The 20876-nt window shown below is 68.4% G+C and carries 22 protein-coding genes; 13 read left to right on the top strand and 9 right to left on the bottom strand.

Annotated elements, in window-relative coordinates; genetic code table 11:
* Nucleotides 1–20: 20 nt before the first annotated feature.
* From ACFYRU_RS10610 to ACFYRU_RS10585, 6 genes are read left to right on the top strand one after another with little or no spacing between them, the layout of a single operon-like run.
* Complete coding sequence (locus ACFYRU_RS10610; protein ID WP_387655745.1) at nt 21–1262, top strand: acyl-CoA dehydrogenase family protein; 1242 nt, start codon at nt 21–23, stop codon at nt 1260–1262.
* Nucleotides 1259–2035: an SDR family NAD(P)-dependent oxidoreductase gene (locus ACFYRU_RS10605; RefSeq protein WP_387655743.1), complete on the top strand. Its 777-nt coding sequence runs from the start codon at nt 1259–1261 to the stop codon at nt 2033–2035. Before ACFYRU_RS10610 ends, ACFYRU_RS10605 begins: the two co-directional genes overlap by 4 nt.
* Complete coding sequence (locus ACFYRU_RS10600) at nt 2028–3077, top strand: phosphotransferase family protein (RefSeq protein ID WP_387655740.1); 1050 nt, start codon at nt 2028–2030, stop codon at nt 3075–3077. The genes ACFYRU_RS10605 and ACFYRU_RS10600 overlap by 8 nt, the downstream gene beginning before the upstream one ends.
* On the top strand, nt 3078–3725 hold the full coding sequence (locus ACFYRU_RS10595) for a histidine phosphatase family protein (RefSeq protein WP_387655737.1): 648 nt from the start codon (nt 3078–3080) through the stop codon (nt 3723–3725).
* 9 nt (nt 3726–3734) lie between these two features.
* Nucleotides 3735–4478, top strand: coding sequence for an SDR family oxidoreductase (locus ACFYRU_RS10590; RefSeq protein ID WP_387655734.1), 744 nt, complete (start codon nt 3735–3737; stop codon nt 4476–4478).
* Complete coding sequence (locus ACFYRU_RS10585) at nt 4479–5426, top strand: LLM class F420-dependent oxidoreductase (protein ID WP_387655732.1); 948 nt, start codon at nt 4479–4481, stop codon at nt 5424–5426. It abuts the gene before it with no gap.
* A 76-nt stretch (nt 5427–5502) separates the two neighbouring features.
* Here ACFYRU_RS10585 and ACFYRU_RS10580 read toward each other — a convergent pair whose 3' ends face one another.
* From ACFYRU_RS10580 to ACFYRU_RS10560, 5 genes are read right to left on the bottom strand one after another with little or no spacing between them, the layout of a single operon-like run.
* Nucleotides 5503–6183, bottom strand: coding sequence for a hypothetical protein (locus ACFYRU_RS10580; RefSeq protein ID WP_387655729.1), 681 nt, complete (start codon nt 6181–6183; stop codon nt 5503–5505).
* A 21-nt stretch (nt 6184–6204) separates the two neighbouring features.
* On the bottom strand, nt 6205–6627 hold the full coding sequence (locus tag ACFYRU_RS10575; RefSeq protein WP_387655727.1) for an MmcQ/YjbR family DNA-binding protein: 423 nt from the start codon (nt 6625–6627) through the stop codon (nt 6205–6207).
* A gap of 3 nt (nt 6628–6630) precedes the next feature.
* Nucleotides 6631–7407 carry a hypothetical protein gene (locus tag ACFYRU_RS10570; RefSeq protein ID WP_387655724.1) on the bottom strand — a complete coding sequence of 259 codons (777 nt, stop codon included), beginning with the start codon at nt 7405–7407 and terminating at the stop codon, nt 6631–6633.
* Nucleotides 7404–9263 carry a sensor histidine kinase gene (locus ACFYRU_RS10565; RefSeq protein WP_387655722.1) on the bottom strand — a complete coding sequence of 620 codons (1860 nt, stop codon included), beginning with the start codon at nt 9261–9263 and terminating at the stop codon, nt 7404–7406. Before ACFYRU_RS10565 ends, ACFYRU_RS10570 begins: the two co-directional genes overlap by 4 nt.
* Nucleotides 9253–9957, bottom strand: coding sequence for a response regulator transcription factor (locus ACFYRU_RS10560; protein WP_387655719.1), 705 nt, complete (start codon nt 9955–9957; stop codon nt 9253–9255). The genes ACFYRU_RS10565 and ACFYRU_RS10560 overlap by 11 nt, the downstream gene beginning before the upstream one ends.
* Before the next feature lie 113 nt (nt 9958–10070).
* On the opposite strand from ACFYRU_RS10560, the gene ACFYRU_RS10555 reads away from it, so the two are divergent.
* From ACFYRU_RS10555 to ACFYRU_RS10540, 4 genes are read left to right on the top strand one after another with little or no spacing between them, the layout of a single operon-like run.
* A complete protein-coding gene (locus ACFYRU_RS10555) occupies nt 10071–11120 on the top strand; it encodes a hypothetical protein (RefSeq protein ID WP_387655716.1) in 1050 nt (349 codons plus the stop codon).
* On the top strand, nt 11117–12409 hold the full coding sequence (locus ACFYRU_RS10550; protein WP_387655713.1) for a peptidoglycan-binding protein: 1293 nt from the start codon (nt 11117–11119) through the stop codon (nt 12407–12409). Before ACFYRU_RS10555 ends, ACFYRU_RS10550 begins: the two co-directional genes overlap by 4 nt.
* Entirely contained in the window at nt 12406–13095 is a 690-nt protein-coding gene (locus tag ACFYRU_RS10545) for an ABC transporter ATP-binding protein (protein ID WP_387655710.1), read from the top strand. The genes ACFYRU_RS10550 and ACFYRU_RS10545 overlap by 4 nt, the downstream gene beginning before the upstream one ends.
* Complete coding sequence (locus tag ACFYRU_RS10540; protein ID WP_387655707.1) at nt 13089–14357, top strand: ABC transporter permease; 1269 nt, start codon at nt 13089–13091, stop codon at nt 14355–14357. The genes ACFYRU_RS10545 and ACFYRU_RS10540 overlap by 7 nt, the downstream gene beginning before the upstream one ends.
* Here the strand turns inward: ACFYRU_RS10540 and ACFYRU_RS10535 are convergent.
* From ACFYRU_RS10535 to ACFYRU_RS10525, 3 genes are read right to left on the bottom strand one after another with little or no spacing between them, the layout of a single operon-like run.
* A complete protein-coding gene (locus ACFYRU_RS10535) occupies nt 14259–15596 on the bottom strand; it encodes an MFS transporter (RefSeq protein ID WP_387655704.1) in 1338 nt (445 codons plus the stop codon). The genes ACFYRU_RS10540 and ACFYRU_RS10535 overlap by 99 nt on opposite strands.
* Nucleotides 15597–15613: 17 nt before the next feature.
* On the bottom strand, nt 15614–16087 hold the full coding sequence (locus ACFYRU_RS10530; RefSeq protein ID WP_387655701.1) for a DUF4188 domain-containing protein: 474 nt from the start codon (nt 16085–16087) through the stop codon (nt 15614–15616).
* A complete protein-coding gene (locus ACFYRU_RS10525) occupies nt 16080–16724 on the bottom strand; it encodes an alpha/beta fold hydrolase (RefSeq protein ID WP_387655699.1) in 645 nt (214 codons plus the stop codon). The genes ACFYRU_RS10530 and ACFYRU_RS10525 overlap by 8 nt, the downstream gene beginning before the upstream one ends.
* Before the next feature lie 84 nt (nt 16725–16808).
* Here ACFYRU_RS10525 and ACFYRU_RS10520 point away from each other — a divergent pair, with 84 nt between their 5' ends.
* Together ACFYRU_RS10520 and ACFYRU_RS10515 are read left to right on the top strand one after the other, a co-directional pair.
* Complete coding sequence (locus ACFYRU_RS10520; protein ID WP_387655696.1) at nt 16809–17225, top strand: acyl-CoA thioesterase; 417 nt, start codon at nt 16809–16811, stop codon at nt 17223–17225.
* Nucleotides 17222–18394, top strand: coding sequence for a zinc-dependent alcohol dehydrogenase family protein (locus tag ACFYRU_RS10515; RefSeq protein ID WP_387655694.1), 1173 nt, complete (start codon nt 17222–17224; stop codon nt 18392–18394). The genes ACFYRU_RS10520 and ACFYRU_RS10515 overlap by 4 nt, the downstream gene beginning before the upstream one ends.
* On the opposite strand, the gene ACFYRU_RS10510 is transcribed toward ACFYRU_RS10515, so the two are convergent.
* Nucleotides 18376–18837 carry a YciI family protein gene (locus ACFYRU_RS10510; RefSeq protein WP_387655691.1) on the bottom strand — a complete coding sequence of 154 codons (462 nt, stop codon included), beginning with the start codon at nt 18835–18837 and terminating at the stop codon, nt 18376–18378. The genes ACFYRU_RS10515 and ACFYRU_RS10510 overlap by 19 nt on opposite strands.
* A gap of 147 nt (nt 18838–18984) precedes the next feature.
* Between ACFYRU_RS10510 and ACFYRU_RS10505 the strand changes: the two genes are divergently transcribed.
* Nucleotides 18985–20430, top strand: coding sequence for a M12 family metallo-peptidase (locus ACFYRU_RS10505; protein WP_387655688.1), 1446 nt, complete (start codon nt 18985–18987; stop codon nt 20428–20430).
* Nucleotides 20431–20876 lie beyond the last annotated feature (446 nt).

The raw sequence follows: 20876 nt of genomic DNA, 5'->3' as shown, positions 1-20876 counted from the left end.
GCCGAGGGAGAGGAGTCTTGATGGGGTTCGAACCTTCGGCCCGGGCGCAAGACCTGATCGGACGCGTGGACACCTTCCTGCGCACCGAGATCGAGCCGGTCGAGGCCGAGTTGCACGACGCGATCCGCGCGGCCGGTGATCCGTGGCAGCCGCAGCCGATCGTGAAGGACCTGCAGGCGAAGGCCCGCGAGGCCGGCCTGTGGAACCTCTTCCTGCCACCGGCCGAGCCGGGCAACGAGCAGTACGGCGAAGGCCTGAGCAACCTCGACTACGCCCCGATCGCGGAGCTCACCGGCCGGTCGTTCGTCGCGCCGTACGTCTTCAACTGCAACGCGCCGGACACCGGCAACATGGAGGTCCTCCTCCGGTACGGCAACGACGAGCAGAAGAAGCGCTGGCTGGAGCCGTTGCTGGACGGCACGATCCGGTCCGCGTTCTGCATGACCGAGCCGGACGTCGCGTCCTCCGACGCCACCAACATGCAGGCGACCGCGATCCTCGACGGCGACGACGTCGTACTGAACGGCCGCAAGTGGTGGAGTACCGGTGTCGGCCACCCGGACTGCGAGCTGCTCATCTTCATGGGCCTCACCGACCCGGACGCGCACCGGTACGCACGGCACACGATGGTCCTCGTCCCACGCTCCACACCCGGCGTGAAGGTCGAGCGCCTGCTGCCCGCGATGAGCCGGTACGACGAACCGCACGGCCACGGCGAGGTGTCGTTCACCGACGTACGGGTGCCCGCCGCGAACATCCTGGTCGGACCGGGTACGGCGTTCGAGATCGCCCAAGGCCGGCTCGGCCCCGGGCGCGTGCACCACTGCATGCGGCTGATCGGGCTGGCCGAGAAGGCGCTCGAGCTGGCGCTGAAACGCGGTACCAGCCGGACCGCGTTCGGCAAGCCGCTCGTCAACCTCGGCGGCAACCGCGAACGGATCGCCGACGCGCGAATCGCGATCAACCAGGCACGGTTGCTCGTACTGCAGACGGCGTACCTGCTCGACACCCAGGGGCTCGCCGGCGCGTTGAGCGAGGTCAGCCAGATCAAGGTCGCGGTCCCGCGGATGGCGCAGGACGTGATCGACATGGCGATCCAGTTGCACGGTGGTGGCGGGCTGTCCGACGACTTCCCGCTCGCGGCCGCGTGGACGAGTGCCCGCGCGTTGCGGCTGGCCGACGGGCCGGACGAGGTGCATCGTGGGGTGATCGCCAGGATCGAGCTGGCGTCGTACCTTTCGGCTGTTCAGGAGGCCAAGTGAGTCGGGTTCTCGTCACCGGCGCCGCGAGCGGTCTGGGCGCGGCGCTGGTCGCCCGATTCGTTGCCGACGGCCATCAAGTGCTCAGTACGGATGTTTCGGACCAGGGTGGCCCTTCGTACCTGAAGCTGGACGTCCGCAGCCCGGCGGACTGGGAGGCGGCGGTTGCGTGGTGCGAGGACAACTGGGGCGGCCTGGACATCCTGGTGAACAACGCGGGCATCGCGACCGGCGGGCGGATCGACGTCGAGACGCTGGACGAGTGGGACCGGGTCGTCGACATCAACCTGATGGGCGTGGTCCGCGGGTGCCGGGCGTTCGTACCGATGTTCAAGCGGCAGCGGTCCGGGTACATCGTGAACACCGCGTCCGCGGCCGGACTGGTGCATCCGCCGATGATGAGCTCGTACAACACCGTGAAGGCCGGCGTCGTCGCGTTGTCCGAGACCCTGTCCCACGAGTTGCATCCGTACGGCATCAACGTGTCCGTGGTCTGCCCGTCGTTCTTCCGGACCAACCTCGCGGACTCGATCCGGGGCGCCGACAGCGCGATGGGCGCGACCGCGCGGCAGCTGATCGAGAAGTCGCCGCGCTCCGCGGACGACATCGCCACGGTGGTCGTTGCCGGGATCAACAAGAAGCGGCACCTGATCATCCCCGACCAGCCGGCCCGGGTCGCGTACTGGACGAAGCGGCTGGCGCGTCCGCTGTACAACAGCCAGATGCGCCGGATCGCGGCGAAGGCCCGGCTGCGGGCCGAGGCCAAGGATGGGTGATGGCGCGCGGGCCGTCCGCGACGAGGACGCGTTCGACCTACCCGCCGTCGATGCTTGGCTGCGGCAACAGACCCTCTTACCCTCCGGTCTGCCGGAGGTCAAGCAGTTCTCGGGTGGGGCTTCGAACCTCACGTATCTGTTGAGGTATGACGATCGCGACCTGATCCTGCGCCGCCCGCCGGCCGGGACCAAGGCGAAGAGCGCGCACGACATGGGGCGCGAGTACCGCATCCAGAAAGGACTGAAACCCGTTTTCCGCTACGTGCCCGAGATGGTTGCTCATTGCAACGACGAGTCGGTGATCGGCTCCGAGTTCTACGTGATGGAGCGGGTCGCGGGCACCATTCCGCGGCACCACTCGCTCGGGGTCGACCTGACGGCGGCGCAGGCGCGGCAGCTCGGGTTCACGTTGATCGACACGCTCGTCGAGCTGCACGCGGTCGATCCCGCGGCTGCCGGTCTTTCGGATCTTGGGCGTGGAGCCGGATACGTCGGCCGCCAGGTCGCCGGCTGGTCGGAGCGGTACCGCAAGGCGAAGACCTGGAACGTACCGAGCTACGAGCAGGTGATGGCGTGGCTCGCGGCGAACCAGCCTGTGGATGTTCGGACCTGCGTTATCCACAACGACTTCCGGCTCGACAACGTAGTACTTGCTCCGGACGATCCGTTGCGGGTGGTGGGCGTACTGGACTGGGAGCTCGCCACGCTGGGCGACCCGCTGATGGACCTCGGCAGTGCGCTCGCGTACTGGGTCCAGGCTGACGACGACTGGGCGTTCCGGCGGTTCCGTCTGCAGCCGTCCGACGTACCGGGCATGCTGACGCGGGACGAGATCGTTGGGTATTACGTGAAGCAGTCCGGGTTGCCTGTGGACAACTGGGCGTTCTACGAGGTGTTCGGGCTGTTCCGGCTCGCGGTGATCGCGCAGCAGATCTACTACCGCTACCACCACAAGCAGACCCGGAACCCGAGGTTCAAAAACTTTTGGCTCCCGGTGAACGTGCTCGAGCGGCGTTGCCGCAAGATCATCCGGCAGGCTTGAGTGGGCGTCATCTACCTGGTCCGGCACGCGCAGGCGTCATTCGGTGCGCGCGACTACGACAACCTCTCGGAACTGGGTCAGCAACAGGCTTTGCGGCTCGGTGCGGTTTTGGACGTGACACCTGAGCTGGTGGTCTCGGGCTCGATGCGCCGGCATCAGCAGACCGCGTCGCTCGCCGGGTTCACGCCGGAGATCGATGTGGGGTACGACGAGTTCGACCACCAGGAGGTGCTCATCGCGCACAAGCCGTCGTACAAGCGGCACGCGGTGATGGTGGCCGACCTCGCGCGCACCGGGAACCCGCGGCGGGCGTTCCAGGACGTGTTCGGCGCGGCGACGCAGCGGTGGATCGACGGCGGCGACGGATACACCGAGACGTTCCAGGCGTTCTGCGACCGGTCGGAGGCGGCGGTACGGCGTACGGCCTCGTCGCTCGGGAAGGGCTCGGCGCTGGTGTTCACGTCCGGCGGTCCGATCGCGGCCGTCGTGGGGCGGCTGCTGTCCGGTGGCGACGGGCTGTGGACGAAGCTGAATCCGGTGACGATCAACACCGCGATCACGAAGGTCGTGTCCGGGCGTTCCGGGCTGACTGTGGTGAGCTACAACGAGCACGTCCACCTCGGTGCGGACCTGCTCACCTATAGATAGGACATCGCGATGCGACGGAACATCCTGATCACCGGCGCCAGCTCGGGCCTCGGTGCGGAGATGGCGCGGCAGTTCGCGGCGAACGGTCACAACCTCGCGCTGACCGCCCGGCGTACCGAACGGCTGGAAGCGCTCCGGAGCGAGCTGCTCGAGCGTTATCCACAGCTTTCGGTGGTTGTCCACAGTCTGGATGTGACGGACCACGAGCAGGTGTTCAAGGTGTTCCGCGCGATCGACGGTGAGTTGCCGCTGGACCGGATCATCGTGAACGCCGGCCTCGGGAAGGGCGCGCCGCTCGGCACCGGGCGGTTCGACGCGAACCGCGACACGGCGCTGACGAACTTCGTCGGCGCGCTCGCGCAGGTGGAGGCAGCGCTCGAGCTCTTCCGGGCGCGGAACGCCGGGCACCTCGTACTGATCTCGTCGATCTCCGCGCTGCGTGGATTCCCGAAAACGGTCACGACGTACGCCGCGACCAAGGCCGGTCTCGCGTCGCTCGGAGAAGGTCTGCGGCTGGAGCTGATGGGGAAGCCGATCAAGGTCAGCACGATCTACCCCGGGGACATCCGGTCGGAGATGAACGAGCACGTGCCGAAAGCGCCGTTCATCGTCGACACCGAGCCGGGCGTACGGGCGATGGTCGCCGCGATCGAGGCCGAGAAGGCGAAGGCGTACGTACCCGCGCGGCCGTGGTGGCCGCTCGCCCAGGTGATGCGCGTGGCGCCGTTGCCGTTGCTGAAGAGGATGATCTGAATGCGTTGGGGGCTGACCGTTCCGCTGACCGGCGTACCGCTGCGTGAACACCGCGCGCTGATCTCGGACCTGCACTTGCTGGGCTACACCGACCTGTGGTCCGCCGAGGTGGCCGGGGCGGATGCGTTCACGCCGCTGGTGCTCGCATCGGAGTGGGACTCCTCTTTGCGGCTGGGTACGGCTGTCGTGCCGGTGCATACGCGTGGGCCGGCCGCGTTGGCGATGAGTGCGGCGGCGCTGGCGGATCTTGCGCCCGGGCGGTTCGTGCTCGGGATCGGGGCGTCGTCCGAGACGATCGTGACCGGGTGGAACGGGATCACGTACGACCCACCGCTGGCGCGGACGCGGGACGTACTGCGGTTCCTGCGGGCGGCGTTCGCGGGGGAGCGGGTCGACGGGAAGTTCGACAGCTTCACGATCCAGCGCTTCCGGCTGGAGAAGGCCCCCGACGTACCACCGTCGATCATGCTCGCCGCGCTGCGTCCCCAGATGCTGCGGCTCGCCGCCCGCGAAGCCGACGGCGCGATCACCAACTGGCTGTCGGCCGACGACGTACGCCAGGTCCGCGCAGAACTCGGCCCCGACAAGGAACTGGCCGCCCGCATCTTCGTCTGCGTCACCGAAGACGCCGACATGGCCCGCAACATCGGCCGCTACCTCATCGCCACCTACCTGACCGTCCCCGGCTACGCCGCCTTCCACGACTGGCTCGGCCGGGCCTCACTGATGAAACCCATGCGCGAAGCCTGGTCAGCCGGCGACCGCAACGCCGCCATGGCCGCGATCCCCGACGCCCTGGTAGACGACCTGATAGTCCACGGCACCCCCACCCAATGCCGCACCCAAATCAACCGCTACCTCGAAAACGGCCTGGACACCCCCATAATCGCCACCCTCCCGACCAGCACCAGCCCACTAGAAACCGCCCGCTCCCTAGCCCCCAACTAACAACACCGCTTCGTGGCGACAGACTTTCTGACGCCTCCGGCGCGCGGGAGCTCGTGCCGGGGGGTGATGAGCTCAGCTAGTGGGGTGTGACCTGGAAGGCTTGGATGCAGGTGGGGGTTGGGGGGTGGGTCTGGATTATCAGGACGCCGGTTACTGGGGTGTTGTTGGTTTTGCCGGTCAGCGGGACTACGTAGGTGGGGTCTTGGCCTATTGGTTGGCCGAGGGTGAGGTTGGTGGGTGGGGTGAGGAGGGCTTGGATCAGGGTTGGGATCAGTTGCTCTGAGCCCTTGCATGCCAGGGCGGCTGCGGCGGTTGGGTTGTTCGCGTTCAGTTGGGCGACGAACTGCCGGCCGATGGTGGTGGCTGCCGCTGGTCCGGTCTGAGGTGGGCGTGCCGTGGTCGGCGGGGCGGTGGTCGGGTGCGTGGCCGTTGGTCGCGTGGCTGTCGGGTGTGCGGTGGTTGGTCGCACGGCGGTTGGGTGCGCGCTCGACGGGTGCGCAGTAGATGGGTGCGCGGTTGGGGCGGGGGTGTGGGGCGCGGAGGGCGTGGCGGTGGCGTTGGGGGTTTGGTGGTTGTTGACGAGGCGGTAGGCGAGGATGCCGATCGCGGTCAGTGCGATCAGGGCGAGTACTACGATCAGGGCGAGGATCAGGCCGGCGCGGCTCTTGCGTGGGGGCTGGCCGTACGTCGGGGCCGACTTGTAGTTGCCCGGTTGCGGCTGCCAGTTGTAGTTCGGCCCGGGCGGCGGTGAACTCACAGGCTCAGTGTGACAGCGGGATCAGGCTAGGCGGTGGTCTCGCAGCCAGATCGTTGCGCGGCGGGGCGAGGCCCGGGTCAGCCAGGCGTCCTGGATCACTTCGGTCAGTTCTTGTTTGCTGAGGGCGCCCAGGTCGCGGGCCCGGACGAGGACGGACGGGTGGCCGTCGAAGTGGGGTGTGGTGAAGAACGGGGTCGAGTCGTCGGTGATCAGCGCGAGCTTCTCGGCTTCGGATTCGACCCAGATCATGATCACGTCGTCGTACTTCTCACCGGTGACCGGATCGACCGCGTCGGGGCGTGGGGTGCGGAAGAAGACGAAGGACTTGCCGCCGACCTGGTACACCGGGCGGTCGGTGCCGTCGTCGCGTTCCCACTTGGTGACGTGCGGCATCCCCGAGGCGATCTCGTGGACGTCGGCCAGGCGGGCCTTTCGCGGTGCCATGGGTCAGTGTTGCAGCGACGTCAGCCGGACGCAGAGCGGGCGGGACGGGATGTCCATGATGTCGACGGTACCTGTCAGCGGGACGGTGCCGTTCGTGGTGCCGGAGAACGGGACCGAGATCCGCGGGTAGTAGCTCGGTACCGACACGCCTGGGCCGGTGACTGCCAGCTTCGTGGGTGGGTCGATCGTGACGATGAGTTGGCCGGTCAGCAGTTTCCTGCTCTCCTCGCAGCCGAGCGCGGTCGCGTGCGTCTGGTCGTTCGCATTCAGGTAGGCGACGAACCTGGTCGCGAGAGTCTTGGCGTCGGCCAGGCGCGGGGCGGCGGTTGAGGGTGCCGTCGGCTGTGGTGCTGGGCTGATGCTCGACTCCGCGGAGGTGGTCGCTGGGGGCGGGGCCGTCGACGGTTGGGTTGGTCCGCTCGTGTCGTTGCTGCTGGAGCGGGTCGCGAGGAGTGTGGCGACACCGGCGAGGACCAGTACGACGACCACGCCGAGTGCGATGTACAGCGGTGTGCGCCGTGGGCCGCGACCGCCGGGACCCGGTCCGCCGGGCGGATACCCGGGCCCGTATCCAGGTCCGTAGCCAGGCCCGCCGTACGGCGGCTGGCCCTGCCCGGGTCCGCCGTACGGAGCCTGACCTTGCCCGCCGTACGGAGCCTGCCCGGAACTGCCGTACGGCGGTTGGGTCGGGCCGGGGGTGTTGCCGTGGGGTGGTTGTTGTTGCCAGCCGGCGTTCGGAGGCGGGCCGTACGGGCCGGGGGCGTTCGGGGGCTGGGTCACCCGGACAGTGTGGCAGTGGAAGGGAGCCAGATCGTGAACGTCGAGCCTGATCCGAGGCGGCTGGTGACGGTGATCCGGCCTTGATGCGCTTCGGTCAGGTGCTTGGTGATGGCGAGGCCGAGGCCGCTGCCGCCGGTCGTTCGGGTGCGGGAGACATCGGCGCGGTAGAAGCGGTCGAACAGGTGGGGGAGGTGCTCCGGCGCGATGCCTGTGCCGTTGTCGGTCACGCTCAGGTTGTAGCCGTTGTCCACGGGGCGTACGCCGACCATCACCTGGCCGCCAGGTGGGGTGTACCTGATCGCGTTGGAGACTAGGTTGCCGAGAGCCTGTCGAATGCGAGCGCTGTCGACGACTGCTGGTGAGGGCCCAGTAGCTGTGGACGTGAGGGTTACGGAGGCGGTTTCCGCGGTGGGTTGGTGGGCCAGGACGACTTGACCAGCCAGGTCGGTCAGGTCGCGGGGGGCGGGGTGTAGGCGGAGCATGCCGGCGTCGGCGAGGGCCAGGTCCTGGAGGTCGGCTACCAGGTGTTCGAGCAGATCCGTCTCCTCCAGCAGCGAGGTGACGAGCGCTCCGTCCAGCGGAACGACGCCGTCTTCAGATGCGACCAGGTAGCCCTTGATGTTGGCCAGCGGCGTCCGCAGTTCATGAGCGACGTCGCTCACCATCGCCTTGCGCTGGAAGTCGTGCCGCTGGATCGCTTCGGCCATCTCGTTGAACGCATGACCGAGCCGCGCCACCTCATCCTTCCCGCTCACCGGGACCCGCGCCGCGTGATCACCGTTCCGCATCCGCTGCGCCGCTCCGGTCAGCGCGACGATTGGCCGCACCAACCGTCGCCCCGCGAAGAACATCACCAGCGCCGCGATCAGTACCACCCCGAGCGCGGTCGCCGCCGTACGGGCCAATCCCTCGCCAGAGAACACGTTGAACGTGCTCTTCGCGCCGAGGTAGAGCTTCGCCGGCGGCGCGACGTACGGCGTCAACGCCTGGACGCGGGCCTGGGTCACACAGTTCCCGAACGTGTCGTCGATCATGTCCTTCGCGACCGGCTCGACGGAGCGCAGGCCCGAGTAGTCGTTGATCTTGTACTTGATCCCGGCCGCGTCCAGGCAGGCGGTCGAGCGGCGTACCTCGTCGTCGTTGACGATCTTCGCCTTCGCGCTCGGCGCGTACATGCTCGCCGGCAGGCATGCGTCCTTACCTGTCGGGCTGGCGTTCACCCGGACGCCGGCCACCGACTGGGTCGATTCGATCATCACCTGTGGAACCGTTCCGCCGTCACCGGCGACACTCGCCGACTTGCCCTTGGCGGCCAAGCAGGCCACCGCCTGCTTGGCCAACTGGTTCCGCTGCTTCAGTTCGTCGTCGGTCAGCCCCCAGTCCGAGTAGGCCATGAACGGTCCGATCGCAGCGGTGGCGGTGAACTCGTTCATGGTGATCGCCGACTTGGGGGCCTGGTAGACGGCCGTCGTTCCGCTCAGCCGCCCCATCCCGCCGCCGCGCGCGTCGATGGTTGCCGCAGGCACCGACGGGAGTTCGGGCGCGGCGCCGAGCATCCGGGCCGAGTCCGCGATCACCGTCCCGTCGTCGGTGGTCACCGCGATCCGCCGGCCGAGCTGGTTCGCCAGCTCGTGCACCACTTTGTCCACGCCCGACCACGTCGGATGGTCGGCGGCGTACTTCGACAGCCGCGCGTAGATCTCGCCGTCGACCTGCAGTTGGCCCGTATTCGCGTCGATCTCGCCCTGCAGCTTCTCCGACGTGCCGTACGTGGCGATCAGCGCGGTCGCGATCACCGCTCCGAGCGCGACCGCGAGCGAGAGCCCGAGGAAGCGGACCAGCACGCTACGCCGCATGCGCCGCCTCCACCAGCTTGTACCCGATGCCGTACACGGTCTTCAGGTACGTCGGTACGCCCGGCGACGGCTCGATCTTCTTCCGCAGGTTCATCACGTGCACGTCGACAGTACGGTCGAACACGTAGTGGTCGAAGCCGAACGCGTGCTCGAGCAGCTGCTGCCGGGAGAACGCCCGGCCGGGTGACGCGGCCAGGCACGCGAGGATCTTGAACTCGGCCGGCGTCAGCTCGACCAGCTTCCCGGTCAACCTGACCTCGTGCCGCGACGGGTCGATCTCCAGGTCGCCGACCCGGTACACCTCACCCTCGGACCGGACCCGGGTCCGCCGCAGTACGGTCCGGACCCGGGCGACGAGTTCGCGCGGGTTGTACGGCTTGGTCAGGTAGTCGTCCGCGCCGAGGTCGAGGCCCAGCAACAGGTCGTCCTCGGTGGAACGCGCCGTCAACATGATGATCGGTACGTCGGCACCGTTCGAGGAGTCCGCGCGCAACACCCGGCACACGTCCAGGCCGTCGACCTTCGGCATCATCACGTCGAGCACCAGCAGGTCCGGGCTGCGCCGGCGGGCCTCGTCGATCGCCTCCCGGCCGTCGTGCACGACGACGGTCAGGTGCCCTTCCCGTTCGAGGTACCGCCGGATCAGCTCCGCCTGCTTGAGGTCGTCTTCGGCGACCAGGATCCGCGCTGGCATAGTCCTCAATGTCGCCGAAAGAGATGAGAATCCGATGAAGATCGGCTGAGAGCATCGGGTGCATACCGGTCCTTCACAGGTTCTTCACGGCTCCGGCGGCACGCTCCACTGCCATGAAGAGAACAGCATTGGCCGTGATCGCGGTCCTGGCGCTGGCCGGTTGCGGAAACGACAAGGCTCCGGTCGCGTCCGATCAGAACAGCGACAAGAGCCCGCTCGCGGAGTACATGGGCGACGGGTTCGTCAATTCGTCCGGTGGCGGATTCCGGGTCGCGACCCGGGCCGGTGGCGCGCAGCAGCCGTCCGAGGAGGATCTGGCCAAGCAGCGCAAGGTCGAGGACGCGACCGCCGCGTGCATGAAGGCAGCCGGGTTCGAGTACGTGGCCGTACCGCCGGAACAGAACGCCAAGGGGAAGTTCAGCGACGCGTTCAACCTGCCGCCGGACAAGTTCGCCCAGCAGTACGGGTACGGGATCAGCACGATCGACTGGTCGAAGGCCGGCGACGACGACACGAACCCGAACACCAAGATCCGCAAGGCGCTCTCGCCGGCCGCGCAGAAGGCGTACGACAAGGCGCTGAACGGGCCGAACGCGTCCGGGAACGGCGCGATCCTGATCCAGGGCGGCAGTGACGGCGGTCCGAACTCGAGTGGCCAGCAGGATCTCGGCTGCCGCGGCAAGGCGGTCAAGCAGGTGTACGGCGACGATGCCGGCAAGAACATCGACTTCAAGAAGTTCCAGAGCCTGTTCAAGGACATCGAAGCGCTGCAGAAGCGGATCGACTCCGACCAGCGGGTCGTGGACGCGACCACCGCGTGGACCGACTGCATGGCCGACGCCGGGCACGCCGGGTTCAAGAAGGTCTCGGATCCGCGGGACCAGATCCAGCAGAAGCTCGACGCGCTGACCGGTACGCAGCCGCCGGCCAAGGGCGGTCCGGCGAAGACGCTCACCGGACCGCCGTCGTTCGACAAGGTGGACGCGGCCAAGCTGTCGGACCTGCGCAAGTCCGAGATAGAGCTCGCGGTGGCGGACCAGAAGTGCAAGGCCAAGGGGTACGACGACGCCTACAAGAAGGTGCAGTACGAGCAGGAGAAGGAGTTCGTCGACCAGCACAAGGCCGAGCTCGAGGCGTACCGCGACGAGACGGCGAACCGGTGACCGCTTCGCCCAAGTCCCGCCGCCGGGTGCTGGTGAGCGTGGCCGGGGTAGCGGTCGTGTCGCTCGGGATCGGGATCGCGGCGGGCAGCCGGATCACCTCGCCGGAGGACGCGGCGGCGAAGACCGCGCCGCCGTCGGCCTCCCAGATCACCGTGCCGGTGGCGAGGAAGCTGCTGTCGAGCAAGGTGGTGGGACGGGGTGACGCGTCGTTCGACGGCGCGGTCAACATCCGGGTCGAGACGAGCGGGCTGACAACGCCGGCGATCGTCACCGGCAAGGTACCGGCGGTCGGGTCGACGATCACCGAGGGCAAGGCGCTGCTCGAGATCACCGGGCGGCCGGTGATCGGGCTGGCCGGCGTACTGCCGATGTACCGGACCTTGTCGCCGGGGAGCAAGGGACCGGACGTGCTGCAGTTGGAGCAGACGCTCGAGCGGCTCGGGTACGACCCGGGCACGGTCGACGACGAGTACACGCTGGACACGTCGGCCGCGGTGGAGAAGCTGTACGACGCCGCCGGGTACGACGCGCCGGAACCCGACGAGCGGTTCACGCAGGCGGTCGACCAGGCGAAGAAGCAGGTCGACGCGGCGAAGAAGCAGCTTCGCCAGGCGCAGTCGCAGCTCAAGGCGGCGAAAGCCGCTCACGCGAAGGACACCACGGTCCAGCAAGGTGCGGTCGACGATGCCGAACAGAACCTGTCGGACGCCCAGGACGCGAAGGCCGAGGCCGAGTTCAAGGCCGGTACGCCGCTGCCGGTGTCGGAGATCGTGTACGTGAAGACGCTCCCGCGGCGCGTCGACGACGTGAAGGTCGAGCGTGGCGGGACTGTCAACGGCGTCGTGATGTCGGCGAGCGGTGCGTCGCTGGTCGTCACGGTGAAGGTCGACGCGGAGACGGCGCAGCGGTTGAAGGCCGGTATGGCCGCATCGCTCGACGTCGACGGTACGCCGATCGCTGCGAAGGTACGGCGGGTCTCCAAGGACGGTACGCAGTACGACGTGGTGGTCGCGCCGAACGCGTTGACCGCGAGCCAGTTGGCCGTACTGCGGGACGCGAACGTGCGCGTGACGATCCCGGTGAAGAGCACCAGCGGCAAGGTTCTCGCCGTACCAGTGGCCGCGCTGTCGTCCGGGTCGGACGGCGCGTCGCGGGTCGAGGTACTGCGCAACGGGAAGGTAGAGCTGGTTCCGGTGACGGTCGGGCTCTCAGCGGACGGGTTCGCGCAGGTCACGCCGAAGGGCGACGCGAAGCTGTCCGAGGGCGATCAGGTGGTGGTCGGGAAATGAGTACGGCAGTTGCGCTGCCGGCGCCCGTGGTCGAGATGATCGGGGTACGGCGGTTCTTTCCGGGGCCGCCTGAAGTACGGGCGATCAAGGGGATCGATCTGACCATCGGGCAGGGGGAGTACCTGTCGATCGTCGGGCCGTCCGGGTCGGGGAAGTCGACACTGCTGCATCTGCTCGGGTTGTTGGACAACCCAACGGATGGCGTCTACCGGCTGGACGGTGTGGACACGATGAGCCTGCGCGAGCGCCGGCGCGCCGTACTGCGCGGGCAGCGGATCGGGTTCGTGTTCCAGTCGTTCCATCTGCTCGACCACCGGACCGTACTGGAGAACGTCGCGCTGTCGATGGTGTACGTCGGGGTGCCGCGACGGGAGCGTCTCGCCCGGGCGCGGGTCGCGCTGGAGCGGGTCGGGCTCGCACATCGGATGGAGTTCGCACCGACCACGCTGTCGGGTGGGGAACGGCAGCGGGTCGCGATCGCGCGGGCGCTGGTCGCGGAACCGAGCCTGCTGCTGGCGGACGAACCGACCGGAAACCTGGACAGTATGAACGCGGAGGCGATCCTGCGAGTGTTCGACGAACTGCACGCCGAGGGCATGACGCTGGCCGTCATCACCCACGACGACCACGTCAGCCGCCGCGCCCAACGCCAGGTCCGCATCGTCGACGGAACCCTCCAGTGGTAACCCAAGCAGGCCTCCCGGACCCGACCGGCGGGCCGTCCACGTCGCGGCGACGCCGGCTGAGGTCTCGTCCGGCAGTAAGAGATCTGCTGGACGAGGCGCTGGCCGGTGTTGCCGCGCGGCCTACTCGGTTGATCCTCACCACGCTCGGCACCGTGCTCGGGGTTGCGGCGTTGGTGGGGACGGTCGGGCTCGGGCAGACCGCTGCTGGGCAGATCACGCAGCGGTTCGATCTGGCTGCTGCTACGCGGGTGGTGGTGGAACCGGGCGACAAAGGTGGGCAGGAAGGGGAGGCCGCGACGCAACTCCCGTGGGACGCGCCCGCACGGATCCAGCGGTTGAACGGCGTCGAAGCGGTCGGCACCGTCAGCAATCTTCAGATCGGCTCCGACCTCGTCCAGAACGTCACCGGACTGGACGACGGTTCCGGCAAGGCGCTTCCCGTCATGGCCGGTTCGGCCGGCCTGTGGGATGCGGTCCGCGCGGTGCTGAAGACCGGCAGGTTCTTCGACGACGGCCACGACCGGCGCGCCGACAAGGTGGTTGTCCTGGGCAAGCACGCCGCCGAGCGGCTCGGTATCAACCGGGTCGACGCGCAGCCGGCGGTGTTCATCGGCGACCAGCCGTACACGGTGATCGGCATCCTCGACTCGGTCAGCGGCCGGGCCGAACTGAACGACGCCGTGATCATGCCGAACGGCGCCGCCCGCCAGGCCTACAACCTGGAATCGCCCGACGCGGTCGAGATCCGGACGGCGGTAGGCGCCGCCCAGCTGATCGCCCAGCAGGCTCCGATCGCGATCCAGCCGAACGACCCGAGCACCCTGAGCGTCGACGCCCCGCCCAAACAAGGCGCCGTACGCAAAGGTGTCGAGTCCGACCTGAACGCGCTGTTCCTGCTCCTCGGCGCAGTAGCGCTCCTCGTCGGCGGCCTGGGCATCGCGAACGTGACGCTGCTGTCCGTACTCGAACGCATCTCGGAGATCGGCCTGCGCAGAGCGCTGGGAGCGGCGCGAAGACACATCGCCGCGCAGTTCCTGGTGGAGAGCGTGATCGTCGGCTTCCTCGGCGGCCTGCTCGGTACGGCGGTCGGCGTGATCCTGACCGTCAGCGTGTCCTGGATCCGCGACTGGACCCCGATCCTGGACAACCGGCTGGCGTTCGGTTCACCCCTGCTGGGTGCGTTCATCGGACTGGTCGCCGGTACGTACCCCGCCTGGAAGGCCTCCGCCATCCAGCCGATCACCGCGCTGCGAGGCACGTGAGTACAGCACCGCGGTGACCGCGAACCCGAGCACGATCAGTGCGAGGACCGGGTACGACTTGCCGCTGTCGGGCAGGACCGCCGCGCCGAGTGCGGCCGCGGACACCTGCCCGACGTTGTAGATCATGTCGTACAGCGCGAAGACCCGGCCGCGGTACTCGTCGTCGACACCCGTCTGGACGAGGGTGTCGACGCTGATCTTGATGCCCTGCGCGCAGAACCCGGTCAGGAACCCGCCGATCACCAGCGCGGGCTTGGTGTAGAACCCGATCGGTACGGCACTGACGACCGCGGCGCTGACGAACAACCAGGTGATCCACCGGCGCAGCGACAGCACGCGCGTGCCCCACGGCGTGATCAGCGCGGCGACGAACAGCCCGGCTCCCACCGCACCGGTCGCGACCGCGAGCGCGGCGAACGCCTGGTCGAGCTGGCCCGGACCGTAGAAGTAGTTCCGGTACAGCAGGATCATCGCGACCGTCATCAGCCCGAAGAAGAACCGGAGCGAGCCGATCGCGAGCAGGCCGAGCGCGGGCTGGCGGCGTTCGCGGAGGTGCCGCCCGCCGTCGACCAGCCCGGCCGCGATGGTCCGGAGCGCCTCGAGGATGCCCGGCTCGTCACCCTTCAGGTCCGGACCGAGCTGGTCGCGGCGGAGCCTCAGGGCGAGAAGCGCGGCGGCCGTGTAGATGACCACGGTCAGCCCTAGTACGGCGAGGTCTGAGTCGACGACGATCTTCACGCCGGCGCCGATCCCGCCGCCGATCAGGAAGAACGCCGTACCGGAGGTCGGGGTGACCGCGTTCGCCATCACCAGTTCGTCGCGCTCGACGACGTGGGGGAGGCCGGCGGACAGGCCGGAGAGCAGGAAGCGGTTCACGCCGAGGGTGAGCAGTACGGCGAGGTAGAACAACACGCCTGCGCTGTCGGCCGCGACGATCGCGCCGACCCCGATGACCAGTGCGGCCCGGGTCAAGTTCGCACCGAACAGGATCTGCCGGCGCGACCAGCGGTCCAGCAGTACGCCGGTGAACGGTCCGAGGACCGAGTACGGCAGCAGCGAGACCGCGAACAGCCCCGCGATCGCGGCCGCGTCCGGCGCCCGCTCCGGCGAGAACAGCACGTACGACGCCAGCGCGACCTGGAACACCCCGTCGCCGCACTGCGACGTCAGCCGAACCGCGAACAAACGCCGGAAGTCCCGCCGCTGCAGCAGCGTCCACAGATCCCGGATGAACCGCACGCCTGAACTCTAGGCTGCTAGTGCTTCAGGCGTTCCGCTGCGGTGTCGCCGCGCTTGCCCACCGGTACGACGCCGTCGACGCGGCCGAGGCCGAGCAGGGGCATGTTGCCGTAGATCGTCTCGGTGTTGCCGGCTGGTACGACGTACGTCTCGTGCCAGATGCCGACCGATCCGCCCTTGAACGAGTTGCGGAAGTACTCGACCCAGGCCGGCCGGTGCGTGCGACTGGTGTCGTTCGCGAACGCCTGGAGCTTCTCGACGGACTCCCAGTACTGCACGAGCGTCACCCCGCGCCACGTCGGCAACGTCCGGAAACCCAGCAGCCCGCTGTCCTTCTGCTTGGACAGCTCCCGCAGCATCGGCCCCATCGCCCGCGCGACCGGCAACCACTCACGCACCTTCAGCACCGAATTGACCCGCATCCCGATGAGGAACACCACCAACTCCCCGTCGTACGCCGCCGTGTGCCGCCCCGCGACCACATCACCCATGCCCAGCCCCCTCGCCGTTTAGGAGATAGTCCACCACGGCATCAGGCTGACCGAGCATCGGAAAATGTGCCCCAGGTATTTCGTGCGGAGCAAATCCGAGCCGCTCACGCGTCACCCGCCGCAGAAACTCGGCGGGAAACAACAGGTCGTCCCGCGCGATCACCGCCCGCGTCGGAACCGTCGGCCACGTCTCGAAGGCACACGGGTCGTTCATCGGCCCCGCCGACTGCGTCCGCAACTGCCGGCGCGCTTCGTCCGCGAACTCCGGCGGCAGATCGTGGAAGAACGCGTCCACTTCCTCGTCGACCCAGACGTACCCGGTGTTGCCCCACCATTCGGCGATCCGTTCACCCGGCGCCGGCACCATCCCGGCGACCAGCACGAACTCCCGGACAGGCAGCCGCTCGCAGACCAACGTCCCGGTGAAGCCCCCGAGTGAGTGCGCCACCAGCACGACGTCCTCGCCTTCCGGGACCGCGTCCACCACCGTGTCGACGTACTGCGGTAACCCCGCCGACGGGTTGTCGCACGGTAGGTCCACCGGGATCACTTCGTGCCCGCGGGAACGAAGTTCGGCAGTGACCGGGTGCCAGTGCCACGGTCTGCTGGCGGCGCCGTGGATCAGGACGAAGCGCATGCTCAATTCAAGCTTGCGGTGAGGCCATTCGGGCAGCGGTTACGATGGTTCGCAATTCGGAGCCGTCGCGCGAACGGGGTGGTCATGGAGCGTGACGCGTATCCACACCACCTGGCGATCACGCTGCGGTGGAAGGACAACGACGTCTACGGGCACGTCAACAACGTCGAGTACTACAGCTTCTTCGACACGGTCATCAACGACTTCCTGATCCGCTCCGGTGGGCTCGACATCCACGGCGGTGACGTGATCGGGCTGTGCGTGGACTCGCAGTGCACGTTCAAGCAGCCGCTCGAGTTCCCAGGGGTGGTCGACGCCGGACTGCGGTGCGGGCAGTTGGGAAACTCGAGCGTGCGGTACGAGATCGGCCTGTTCCGGGAGGACTCGGAGCAGCCGGCGGCGGTCGGGCGGTTCGTGCACGTGTTCGTCGACCGGGCGGAGCGGCGGCCGGTACCGGTGCCGGAGCGGATCCGGGCCGCGCTCGAAGGGATCACCCGATGATCGTGCGTGGCGCCGTACTCCGCGAGATGGGCCTGCCGGCACCGTACGCCGACTCCCGCCCGCTGCAGCTGGAAGAGCTGGAACTCGCGCCACCCGGACCCGGCGAACTCCTGATCCGGATCCGCGCCACCGGCCTGTGCCACTCGGACCTGTCGGTCATCGACGGCTCCCGCCCGCGGGTGATGCCGATGCTCCTCGGCCACGAAGCCACCGGCGAGGTGATCCACTCGGAAGCCGCCGGATTCGCGCCCGGCGACGTAGTCTCCTGCGCCTTCGTCCCGGCTTGCGGCACCTGCCCTCCCTGCACCGAAGGCAGAGCCGCCCTCTGCGAGCCAGGCGCCGCCGCCAACACCGCCGGCACCCTCCTCTCCGGCGCCCACCGCCTCACCACCCCCACCCACCCAACCGAGGCCCAGGCACAACCTCGCACCCGCCCGGAGGGTCAGGGACAGGCTCAGGTGCACCATCATCTGGGCATTTCGGGGTTTGCGGATCATGCGGTCATCTCGGCGCATTCGGCCGTCAAGATCGACCCGTCGCTCCCACCAGAGATCGCAGCATTGTTCGGCTGCGCCGTCATGACCGGCGTGGGCGCGGTAGTAAACACAGCCCGCCTCCAAGCAGGCCGCAGTACAGCCATCTTCGGCCTAGGCGGCGTCGGACTGTCAGCGCTGCTAGGCGCAGTGCTCGTCGGCGCAAACCCGATCGTCGCAGTAGACGTAGTACCGGCCAAACTCTCCCTGGCCCGCGACCTCGGAGCGACCGCAGTCGTGGATGCCCGCGACCCCGACGCCGTGGACCAAGTACGAGCGGCGACAGGCGGCGGAGCGGAGTACACCTTCGAGACCGTCGGCAGCGCCAAGGTCCTCGAACAGGCGTACGCAGCCACCAAACGCGGCGGCACCACCGTGACAGTCGGCCTGCCGCACCCGTCGCAGTCCTTCAGCATCCCAGCCGTCAGCCTCGTCGCGGAGGAACGCACCGTGAAGGGCTCGTACCTGGGCTCCTCGGTACCGTCCCGAGACATCCCCAGGTACGTCGCCCTCTACCAAGCCGGCCGCCTGCCGGTGGACCGCCTGCTGTCCGCGACGATCGGCCTCGAAGACCTCAACCGCGCCTTCGACCACCTGGCCGCCGGTACGTCGATCCGTCAGGTGCTGCTCTTCTGAAGGTTCTCGGCCGCCTTCGCGAACGTGACGTCGTTGCGATCGCGCGCCTCGTCGGTGTAGTTGTCGCCGAAGAACTCCGCCGTCGCCACCGGCCGGATCTCCAGCTGACCGGACGTCTCCGGGTCACCCGCACCCTTCGCGTCGGCCGCGATGCACCGCCAGCCCCACTCGATCGCCTCCTCGCGGGACGCGACCTCGATCAGGCAGAACCCGGCGATCAGCTCCTTGGTCTCCGCGAACGGCCCGTCGATCACCCGCCGCTTGCCCTCGTCCAGCTGCATCCGGAACCCGTGCGAGCTCGGCAGCAAGCCGTCGCCCGCGAGCAGTACGCCCTTCTCCGCCATCTCGGCCATCACCAGGCCCATCGCGGTCAGGCCCTCCTCCGTCGGCGGCTGCCCTGCCTCGGACTCGGCGCTGGCCTTGAACACCATCATGAACCGCATCGGACCCTCCCAAGTCGGCGTTAAATCCCGAGACGAATCTATACAGCGGAGGGGAGCTTCGGGCAGGCTACGCACAGTACGCTCGCGTACACCGCACGTGAAGATGTCAAGTGAGGCACGCCGAAGTTCCCGAGGAGTTCCCGCCCCATGCCAACCCGCCCCCGCCGGATCGGCGCCTTCGCCGTCGCCGGTGTCGTCGCTTTCGGAGCGCTCGCCGTCGTGCTCGGCAACCAGGCCGACGCCAAGCAGCCCACTCCACTGCCCATCGACCAACTGCTCGGCCAGGAGCAGCAGGGCCAGACCGCGCTCGGCCGGGTCCAGTCCCGCCTGACCGAGGTCGCCGCGAAGAACAAGCTGACCACCGAGCACCTCCGGCAGATCCTGAGCACCGACAAGACCGCCTGGCTCGACCACGGCGGCCGGCTGTTCTACCGCGAGCCCGTCGCCACGGCGCCTGAGCAGAAGGCCGCCGCTACGGCGTCCCCGCGCTGGGCGACCACGGCCGTTGCCGCTGCAACCGGCCCGGCGTTCGAGCTGCACAGCAAGGCCGGCTCGAACCGGGTCATCTACCTCGACTTCACCGGCCACACGATCACCGGTACGGCGTGGAACCAGAACGGCAAGCCCGCGACGGTGAACATCACACCGTATGACACCGACGGTGATCCTTCCAGCTGGAGTACGGCTGAGCAGGACGTCGTACACGATGTCTGGGCCCGGGTGGCCGAGGACTACGCGCCGTTCGACGTGGACGTGACGACGCAGGAGCCGACCGCCGCGGCGATCGACCGGTCCGGGACGTCGGACCAGCAGTACGGCACGCGCGTGGTGATCGATCCGACCACCTGGTACCAGTCCAGCTGCGGCTGCGGCGGGGTCGCGTACGTCGGCGTGTACGACAACACCAGCCAACACGCGTACTACCAGCCGGCGCTCGTCTTCACCAAGGGCGTCGGGACCGCCGCGAAGAACATCGCCGAGGCCGCCGCGCACGAGGCGGGTCACAACGTCGGTCTGTCGCATGACGGGACATCCTCCGTCGGGTACTACGCAGGCCATGGCGCCTGGGCGCCGATCATGGGCGTCGGGTACTCCAAGGCGATCAGCCAGTGGAGCAAAGGTGAGTACGCCGATGCCAGCAACAAGGAAGACGACTACGCGGTCATCGGCCAGAACGGGCTGACCCTGCGGGCCGACGACCACGGCAACACGACTGCGACGGCCGATGCGCTCACGCTCGGCACCGGCGTGAAGGGCGTCTACGAGAAGGACACCGACGTCGACGTGTTCCGGATCGACCTGACGGCCGGCACCTTCAAGTTCGCTGCTGATTCGGCTGCTTCCGGAGCCGATCTGGACATCAAGTTGCAGCTGCTGGACTCGTCCGGCGCGGTCCTAGCAACTGCCGACCCGGCATCCGGACAGTCCAACGCGTCCACGCCAACCGGGCTGAGCGCAAGCATCAGCCGCCAGGTAACAGCCGGCCGCTACTACCTCCGCGTCGACAACTCCGGCTACGGCACCCCCCTCAACACCGGCTACTCAACCTACGCCAGCCGCGGCACCTACACCATCAAGGTCACCACCACCTAACCCCCAAGCCCCCAGGCCCCCCTGAGTCCCGCGAGGCCTGGGAGGCCTGGGACCTCCGAGCGTCCTGGGACCTCCGAGCGTCCTGGGACCCCCGAGCCACCCGAGCCACCCGAGCCACCCGAGCCACCCGAGCCACCCGAGCCACCCGAGACCGCCGAGCTGCCCGGGCACGCCGATCCCGCCGAGACCGACCTCCCCGGATCCACCGCCCACAACGGTCCGCCAACCGACCAGCTGCGGCCGCTCCTCGCCACCGACCAGACCGCGCAAGCGGTTCTTCCGCGAACCGAGCCTGCCTCCGGCCGGGCCGGCGTCGGCACGCCCACCGGCCCGGGTGCCACCGTGCCACCGTCACCACCGCCAGGTGCCGGTGCCTGCACCGGATTGGCGCCCCTGCAAGCGGCAAGTACTACCTACACGTCGACAACGTCGGCCACGGCGGCCAC

Source organism: Kribbella sp. NPDC004536, from assembly GCF_042873835.1.
In the GTDB taxonomy this organism is placed as follows: Bacteria; Actinomycetota; Actinomycetes; order Propionibacteriales; family Kribbellaceae; genus Kribbella.
This window is presented reverse-complemented; position numbering and strand designations above follow the sequence as displayed.

Bases quoted from the DNA above. Each gene is read 5' to 3' on its own strand.
- ACFYRU_RS10610 (WP_387655745.1), top strand. From the start codon at position 21: ATGGGGTTCGAACCTTCGGCCCGGGCGCAAGACCTGATCGGACGCGTG.
- ACFYRU_RS10600 (WP_387655740.1), top strand. From the start codon at position 2,028: ATGGGTGATGGCGCGCGGGCCGTCCGCGACGAGGACGCGTTCGACCTA.
- ACFYRU_RS10590 (WP_387655734.1), top strand. From the start codon at position 3,735: ATGCGACGGAACATCCTGATCACCGGCGCCAGCTCGGGCCTCGGTGCG.
- ACFYRU_RS10585 (WP_387655732.1), top strand. From the start codon at position 4,479: ATGCGTTGGGGGCTGACCGTTCCGCTGACCGGCGTACCGCTGCGTGAA.
- ACFYRU_RS10575 (WP_387655727.1), bottom strand. From the start codon at position 6,627: ATGGCACCGCGAAAGGCCCGCCTGGCCGACGTCCACGAGATCGCCTCG.
- ACFYRU_RS10565 (WP_387655722.1), bottom strand. From the start codon at position 9,263: ATGCGGCGTAGCGTGCTGGTCCGCTTCCTCGGGCTCTCGCTCGCGGTC.
- ACFYRU_RS10560 (WP_387655719.1), bottom strand. From the start codon at position 9,957: ATGCCAGCGCGGATCCTGGTCGCCGAAGACGACCTCAAGCAGGCGGAG.
- ACFYRU_RS10555 (WP_387655716.1), top strand. From the start codon at position 10,071: ATGAAGAGAACAGCATTGGCCGTGATCGCGGTCCTGGCGCTGGCCGGT.
- ACFYRU_RS10545 (WP_387655710.1), top strand. From the start codon at position 12,406: ATGAGTACGGCAGTTGCGCTGCCGGCGCCCGTGGTCGAGATGATCGGG.
- ACFYRU_RS10530 (WP_387655701.1), bottom strand. From the start codon at position 16,087: ATGGGTGATGTGGTCGCGGGGCGGCACACGGCGGCGTACGACGGGGAG.
- ACFYRU_RS10525 (WP_387655699.1), bottom strand. From the start codon at position 16,724: ATGCGCTTCGTCCTGATCCACGGCGCCGCCAGCAGACCGTGGCACTGG.
- ACFYRU_RS10520 (WP_387655696.1), top strand. From the start codon at position 16,809: ATGGAGCGTGACGCGTATCCACACCACCTGGCGATCACGCTGCGGTGG.
- ACFYRU_RS10515 (WP_387655694.1), top strand. From the start codon at position 17,222: ATGATCGTGCGTGGCGCCGTACTCCGCGAGATGGGCCTGCCGGCACCG.
- ACFYRU_RS10510 (WP_387655691.1), bottom strand. From the start codon at position 18,837: ATGCGGTTCATGATGGTGTTCAAGGCCAGCGCCGAGTCCGAGGCAGGG.
- ACFYRU_RS10505 (WP_387655688.1), top strand. From the start codon at position 18,985: ATGCCAACCCGCCCCCGCCGGATCGGCGCCTTCGCCGTCGCCGGTGTC.